This is a genomic window from Stakelama pacifica, from assembly GCF_004361835.1.
Classification (GTDB): Bacteria; Pseudomonadota; Alphaproteobacteria; order Sphingomonadales; family Sphingomonadaceae; genus Sphingomonas; species Sphingomonas pacifica.
The window spans coordinates 97,795-104,722 of record NZ_SNWD01000014.1 but is presented as its reverse complement, the minus strand read 5'-3'; the positions used below and the strand labels follow the sequence as shown (position 1 = coordinate 104,722).

Genomic DNA, 6,928 nt, shown 5'->3' with positions numbered 1-6,928 from the left:
TCTCTCCGCCCGATTAACCCGGCAAACGCCTTGCACCATCACGCAGCACCGTCAACCAACCATAGCTGCACTGCAACAAAACGGGACGAATTGCGGGACTTAGCCTGAGGAATCGAACTTGTCGCGCTTACGCCGTCCCATCAGCAGATTGCGTTCGAACCGGGCGCGGCTCTGCGCATAATAGGATTGGAGAAAGGCGCGGTCGCGAACATTGTCCCAGCGGCCGAGCTTCCCCCGAATCGCATCCGCCACGGTCCGGATCGTTTCTTCTTCGTCGCTTCGCAGGACCGCCTCGAGCCGTTGCAGTTCATACTGGCCGTATACGCTGAGCTCCGCATCGCTGAACATCAGCAGGTCGGCGCGATCGCCGGTATGCGCGACAAGATCGATGCCGAGATCCTGTTTCGGACTTTCCACCACCCAGGTTCCGCCGATCAGATCGCCCGCCCGCAGCCGGTCGCGATTGAAGACGGGGAAGAAAAGGAACAGGCACGACCAGCCGAGGCCAAGCGCCACCGTCCATCGATCGACAAACCCTTCCGCCGCGCCGAAGCCGAGAAACATCAGCGGGAGAAACACCTCCAGTTCGCGCATCATATTGCGAGCGACCACCGCAGCGCCGGTCAGCCGGCCGCCATCGCGCGCCACGACGCGCAGGTTCGCCCGCCTTTTGCCCGGCGTGGCTGCGCGGCGTCCGCTTTCGAACCAGATGAAATAGAAATTGCGCAGCAGGAAAAAACCGAGCAGCCAGATGATCGCGATCACGCTGGGATAGCGGGTGCGGGCCACGAAAAATGCTGCGACCGCCAACAGGGTCAGAAGGGTCAGACAGGCAAGAATGATGACCATGTCGAGCGCGAACGCGCCCGCACGGGTGCCTGCGCTCGCCAGCTGCAGGTTCAGCGGCACCCCCTCAGGCGTGATGAGCCGACGTATCAGCTGCGGCTCGGTTTCGGTGCGCCGCTTCTGCTGCTTTCGCGCGCGTTTAGCCATGACGGCGCCCCGCAAGGCTGAAATAGCCGATCCAGAGCAACACCATCACTCCGGCGATGGCGAGGCGGGCATCGTCCTGGCGGATCAGCTGCCGCCCAAATCCTTCGAGCAGCCCCGCGATCAGCAGCATCAGGATGACCCCGATCATCACGACTGCCGCACGCCGTCCGGCCAACGCTGCGGCTGCCATCCGGGACTGTTCGCCCGGAAAGGCGACGGCGCGACCGATATGCAGCCCGGCGGCGGCGGCAAGGATGATCGCGCCGAATTCGGTCGTGCCATGGATCGACAGCCAGCCGAGCAGGCCGATCCCCAGCCCATGCGGCACATAGACCGCGAACAATGCGCCCGCCATCGCGCCGTTCTGCGCGACCAGTAACAGCGTCGGGATGCCGAGCGCAAAGCCAAGCGCGAATGCCAGAATCGCGATCTGCGAATTATGCGTGAACAGCGCGGTGGCGAAGATTTCGAGGCCGCCCTTTTGTGGTGCGTCATAGAGCGATTCGCGCAGCGCTTCCGTACTGGCCTGCATATCGCGGCCCGCCGCCAGTTCTTCCGAAATGATCGCGTGGAACCAGGACGGATCGTGGCTGACCAGCTGATAGCCGGCAAAAATCGATGCGATCAGCAGCAGGCTCGTCACCAGAATTTCAGGGAGCAGCGCGCGAACCGCCTGCGGCCAGCCGCTGCGAAAGAAATCCGCCATCTGGAGCGGCCAGGAATCGCGGCAGCCATAGAGGATGAAATAAGCGCGCGTCGAAAGGCTTTCGAGATACGCGATCATCGCTGCGTCGAGCGAGGTTTCGCGCGCGACCGACAGCGCCGACAAGGTCGCGCGATAGAGGCGCGGAAGCGCGATCAGCTCTTCCTCGCTCAGCTTTCTCGGCGATTTCTTCTCGACCCGGTCGAGCAGTTCCTCAAGCGTCGCCCAGTCGGTCGCGCGCTCTTCGCGGAAATGATGCGCGGTGAATAAGGGGGCGGGGGCGGTCATGCGCGCATCCTCAGCCGGAGATAGTGTTCGACCAGCGCGAGCGGCAGCGCATCGTGCCGCGCCTCGATCACGTCGATGCCGAGGCGGCGCAGCCGTTCGATCACGATCCGCCGTTCGCGCAGCAACACGCTCGCCACGTTCGATCGCACCACGTCATCGGCCTGTTCGGGCCGTGCCCGTTGCAGGTCGATCAGTTCATTATCCTCGAACAGCACAAACAGGACGCGGTGGCGCTTCAGCATCCGCCGCGCAGCGGCGACCATCAGCTCGGCGGCGGTGGGGTCAGTGAATTCGGTGAACAGGATGATCAGCGAGCGCTGATGCAGCCGCCCGTCGAGCGTGATGAGCGAGAGGGTGTAATTGCTCTCCTCCTGCGTATAGTCGATCGCGCTCGCCGCCTGTTGCAGCCGGGCAAAGCCCTTCGCGCCCGTAATCGTGCCGCTATCTGCCTGAGGCCGCGCGCCGAAAGAGAAGAGGCGCACCCGGTCGCCCGATCGCAATCCGACAAAGGCAGTAAGCAGCGCCGCCGATACCGCGCGGTCGATACGCGGCACGCCGTCCAGCGGGTCGGACATCGCGCGGCCCGCATCGACGGCGAGCACGATGCTGTTCGCCCGCTCGGTACGATATTCGCGGGCGAGCAGCGAGATATGGCGCGCTGATGCCTTCCAGTCGATCGTGCGCCGCTCCATACCCGGCTGAAAATCGGTCAGCGCCTGAAATTCGCTGCCGTCGCCGCTTTCGAGGCGCATGCGTTCGCCCATCTGGCTGCTGCGCAGATATTGGCGCATCCCCTGTTCGCGCACCGGGCCAAGGTCGGGTGCGATGATGACCGGCTGGTCGAGCCGACGGCTCTTCTGACGCCATGCCAGCCCCAGCGGCCCGTGGCGGCGAGCCCAGATCCGTCCGAGGTTCGCGCGCCCGCGCCGGGCAGCGACAAAGCCGCCATCGGGGGCGGGGGTGAGCGGGCCCTCGGCCTCGACCGCAAAGCGGGTCCGTGCCGAAGCGGGCGGCGTCGGATCGATCCGCTGTCCGATGGCGACCGTCCCCGGCACCTCCACCGCTAGCGTTTCTGTCCTGATGCCGGGTGTCAGCAGCGCGTCTGCGACGATCAGCACCACGATCAGCACGATCCACAAGAGGATCAGCGCCCATCCCGCTGGAAATATGACGCCCAGCGCCAGCGCGACCGGCGCTGCCGCCGCGACGCAATATACCGCGCGGGAAGTGGGATAGATCAACGCGGAGCCTCGATCGAATCGATCAGCCCGGCGATGATGTCGTCGGTACGCCGCCCGTCGATTTCGGCGGTGGGCGACAGGATGACGCGATGGCGCAGCAGCGGCAAAGCGAGCAGCTTCACATCGTCGGGAATGACGTAATCGCGTCCCTCCAGCGCGGCGGCGGCGCGCGCAGCGGCGGCCATCGCCGATGCGGCGCGCGGGCTGGCGCCGGTCGCCAGGTCGGGATGGTCGCGGGTCGCGCGGATCAGGTCGACGATATAGGCGATGATTTCCTCGACCAGTCTCACGTCGCTGACCGAGGCGATGGCGCGCGCGATCATATCGGCATCGGCGACCTGTTCGACGCCGCTGTCTTCGGCGCGCGGGGTGCCGCTGCGCGCGCCATATTGGGCGACGATGGCGCGCTCCGCCTCGATCGTGGGATAATCGATTGCGAGCTTGAACAGGAACCGGTCGAGCTGTGCCTCGGGGAGCGGATAGACGCCCTGCTGCTCGATCGGATTCTGCGTCGCGACCACGGTGAAGCGGTCGGACAGCGTCTCGGTGCGCCCGTCGATCGTCACGCGCCGTTCCTGCATCGCTTCGAGCAGCGCGGCCTGCGTCTTGGGCGGCGTCCGGTTGATCTCGTCAGCGAGCAGCAATTCGCAAAACACCGGTCCCTTGGTCAGCGCGAAGGTTGAGGTCTGGAAATTGAACAGGTTCGACCCGATGATATCGCCGGGCATCAGATCGGGGGTGAACTGGATTCGCCCGAAATCGAGGCCCAGCGTGCGCGCGAAACTCTGCGCCAGCAATGTCTTGGCGGTGCCCGGCGCGCCCTCGAGCAGGACATGGCCCGAGGAAAACAAAGCGACGGCGAGAAAGCGCACGATCGGCGCTTCTCCGATCACTGCCTTGGCGATTTGCGTCTGGATCGCTTCGCCCAGGTCGCGGACATGGTTCATTCGGTCATTTCCCTTCGCCAGTCATCGAGGTCGCGGGCCGCATCGAGCAGCGCCGCATCGTTGCGCGCGTCGCGGGCGCGCATTGCAAGGTCAGTGAATTTCGGGTCCGCATCGCCCGATCGCGCGTCGAGCCAGTCCGCGCGCTGATCGGCATTCAGCCCGGCGGGCGCATGCAATCGCCGCGCGGTCCAGTCGCGCACCCAATCGGCATAGGCATTGCCCGCCCGATGCGTCTTGCCTGCAAGCCGGGTGAGGGCAGCGATATTGTCGGCAAGCGCTCGCTTGCCCGGCACCACTGCACGCGCCTCACGCCGCACCGGTCCGAACCGCGCCGCACCCGCCACGATCGCCATCAGCGCGGCGGCAAGGATTGCGATCGTCACTGCAACAAAGGGCGGCAGGAACATCAGCTTGATGAGATTGCGCTCGCCGGGGCGATAATGCAGCGTAGTGTCGAATCCGACAAAGCCCGGGTCCGCCGGATTGAGCGCGCCGACCATGTCCAGCGCGGCGCGCGCGCCGTTTTCGGTCTTCAGCGCGCGATTGTTGAGGATATCCGGATCGGCGAGAATATAGACCTGTTGCTCGTCCGTCAGCCGTCCCAGGACGATCCCCTTGCCCGTCGTGGTGATGAGCGGTTCGATGCCCTCGCCATCGATCGTCTGTGTCAGACCGGGCACCGGCGCGGGGAGGTGGCGGACAAAGCCCGTGGGCGCGATCAACGCGGCAGGCGATTCGAAGCGGATCGAGAGCCCTTTCCGGCCTAGAAGCTTCTCGATCGGCATCGATCCGATCGGCCCGGTCCGCTTCACCCGATTGCGGGTAAAGGGCGTGCGGCTTACCTGCCATTTGGGCAGGACGATCAGGGTGGGGCGGGAACCGTTGGTACGCGCCGCCAGAATATGGTGAAGGTCCTGCGCGCTTCCCCCGACTTCCGGCGTCAGGATCAGCAGCGCCGTCGCGCCCTGATCCGCTGCGCTTTCCACCAGAAACGTCTCGCCGCGCGGCATCAGGTCGATCAGGCGGCGAAGCCCGTAAAACCCCTCGCCGCTGCGCGTTTCGACAGGGGGCGGGCGGTCGAAACTGTTCGACAGTTCATCGCGAAACCCGCTCATCAGCAAAAAGCCGATGCCGAGCAGCAGCCCGGCGCCGATCAGCACGAGCACCATGGCCCGCGTGAACGGGCTTTCGGAACGGGGGGACGATATCGCGCTCATACCGGTTTGAGCGCGAACTCCGCATAATCGCGCCGAGCTGCCTCCCAATCGGCGCGGGCGAGGGGACGGCGCGCGAATAGGCTGCGTTCCACCGCCGCCGCGATTCGTCCGAAGATCGCGCCTGCCTGTGCCGGAAGCGCCGAAAGCGCGGCGATGTCGCGGCTGGTAAGCGACGGTCGTAGCAATTCGCCCCGCCACCTGCCGATATCCTCGATCGATCGAAACAGGATCAGATGAACCGCTTCGTCATAGCGACCGTCTGCGGCAAGCGCGTCCGCCGCCTCGAGCAGTGAGCGCGCTGCATCCGCTTCGGGACGCCATTCGGGCTCGGCAGCGGCGGACGAACGGCGGTAGATCAGTCCGGCAATATATCGGCGCGCGGGCGGGAACAGCGCGCTGAACAGCATCGCCAGCAACACCAGTGCGATGATGACCAGCAGCGCCGTCCATAACGGCCCCAGCGCCTTTACCAGCGAACCGATCGTGTGGAGCAGGTCGAGCAGCCATTGCGGCGGCGGCGCCTGCTGTGGCGGGGGCGGAAGGTCGAACTGGATGCTTTTGTCGGTCAGCAACTGGCGATGCGCGTCGGCAACCGCGCTGTCGGTCGGAAAGCGGGCATATGCTGTATCGGCGGCCGTGCCGCTCGCCCCTGCCATAATCGTGCCCCCGTTTGCCCTTCCGCCCGGTCGCGCCGCAGATGATGCGATCCGGGGCGCGGTTGCATCGATTTGGCGCAAATCCGACCGCAGGAGCAACCATTTTCGGCACCTTTCGGCGCGCTTTTATCACGCCCGGTTTGAAATGCCTGCTATCACACGCATATTGAAATATGCGAGCGAATGAACGCTCGCGGGTAAGGAGAGGCGGTTGTCGCAGGATCGAACGATACAGGATGCGCCTCGGCGAGCGAGGGCGGGACGTCCGCCCGATCCCGCCAAGGATCTCGCCATCATGCAGGCGGCACGCGAGCTGTTCTTCGAGCGCGGTTTCGGCGGCACTACGATTGAGGAAGTCGCCGCGCAGGCCGGCGTGTCGAAAGTGACCGTTTATAAGCGCTTTTGCGACAAAGAGACGCTGTTCGAAAATTGCGTGCGAAAGGAAATCGGTCGGCTCGCCGAGGCGTTTGACGGCGGCAGCGTCCATCCGAGCGAGGGGTTGGAGTGTCGCCTGAACGATTTCGGCATGAAGCTGATGGGGTTTCTGACGCGGGCGAATTATGTCGCGCTTGACCGCGTTCTGTCACAGGAATTCGCCATGATGCCCGAACTGGGACGGCGTTTGTATCAGGCGGGACCGGCGCAATCGCGCGCGAAGCTCGCCGAGGTGCTGGCCGAAGCATGTGACGAAGGGATTTTAGCGTGCGAGGATCCTGTCCGGGCAGCGTCGGACCTGTTGTCGCTCTGGCGTGGTGCGATCGAGGTTGAATTGAAGTTCGCCATTCGCAGAAATATTGACGAGGCGACCGCTCGCGATCATGTCGAGCATGGAACGAGAACCTTTTTGCGCGCGTATCAACCGCGACAGGATTGAGGAGCGAAT

Annotated in this window: 7 protein-coding genes; 1 reads left to right on the top strand and 6 read right to left on the bottom strand. The window is 64.7% G+C overall.

What is annotated here, in order from left to right; genetic code table 11:
* Positions 1–99: 99 nt before the first annotated feature.
* The 6 genes from EV664_RS16315 to EV664_RS16290 are packed head-to-tail and all read right to left on the bottom strand — an operon-like array spanning position 100 to position 6,045.
* The gene (locus EV664_RS16315) at positions 100–993 is read right to left on the bottom strand and encodes an RDD family protein (protein ID WP_133496777.1); all 894 of its coding nucleotides are present in this window, start codon (positions 991–993) and stop codon (positions 100–102) included.
* Complete coding sequence (locus EV664_RS16310; protein ID WP_133496776.1) at positions 986–1,984, bottom strand: stage II sporulation protein M; 999 nt, start codon at positions 1,982–1,984, stop codon at positions 986–988. The genes EV664_RS16315 and EV664_RS16310 overlap by 8 nt, the downstream gene beginning before the upstream one ends.
* Entirely contained in the window at positions 1,981–3,225 is a 1,245-nt protein-coding gene (locus EV664_RS16305; protein WP_133496775.1) for a DUF58 domain-containing protein, read from the bottom strand. The genes EV664_RS16310 and EV664_RS16305 overlap by 4 nt, the downstream gene beginning before the upstream one ends.
* Positions 3,222–4,172, bottom strand: coding sequence for an AAA family ATPase (locus EV664_RS16300; protein WP_133496774.1), 951 nt, complete (start codon positions 4,170–4,172; stop codon positions 3,222–3,224). The genes EV664_RS16305 and EV664_RS16300 overlap by 4 nt, the downstream gene beginning before the upstream one ends.
* Complete coding sequence (locus EV664_RS16295) at positions 4,169–5,389, bottom strand: hypothetical protein (RefSeq protein WP_133496773.1); 1,221 nt, start codon at positions 5,387–5,389, stop codon at positions 4,169–4,171. The genes EV664_RS16300 and EV664_RS16295 overlap by 4 nt, the downstream gene beginning before the upstream one ends.
* Positions 5,386–6,045 carry a hypothetical protein gene (locus EV664_RS16290; protein ID WP_229668303.1) on the bottom strand — a complete coding sequence of 220 codons (660 nt, stop codon included), beginning with the start codon at positions 6,043–6,045 and terminating at the stop codon, positions 5,386–5,388. The genes EV664_RS16295 and EV664_RS16290 overlap by 4 nt, the downstream gene beginning before the upstream one ends.
* A gap of 295 nt (positions 6,046–6,340) precedes the next feature.
* Between EV664_RS16290 and EV664_RS16285 the strand changes: the two genes are divergently transcribed.
* Positions 6,341–6,919: a TetR/AcrR family transcriptional regulator gene (locus tag EV664_RS16285; RefSeq protein ID WP_133496772.1), complete on the top strand. Its 579-nt coding sequence runs from the start codon at positions 6,341–6,343 to the stop codon at positions 6,917–6,919.
* The last annotated feature ends 9 nt before the right edge of the window (positions 6,920–6,928 follow it).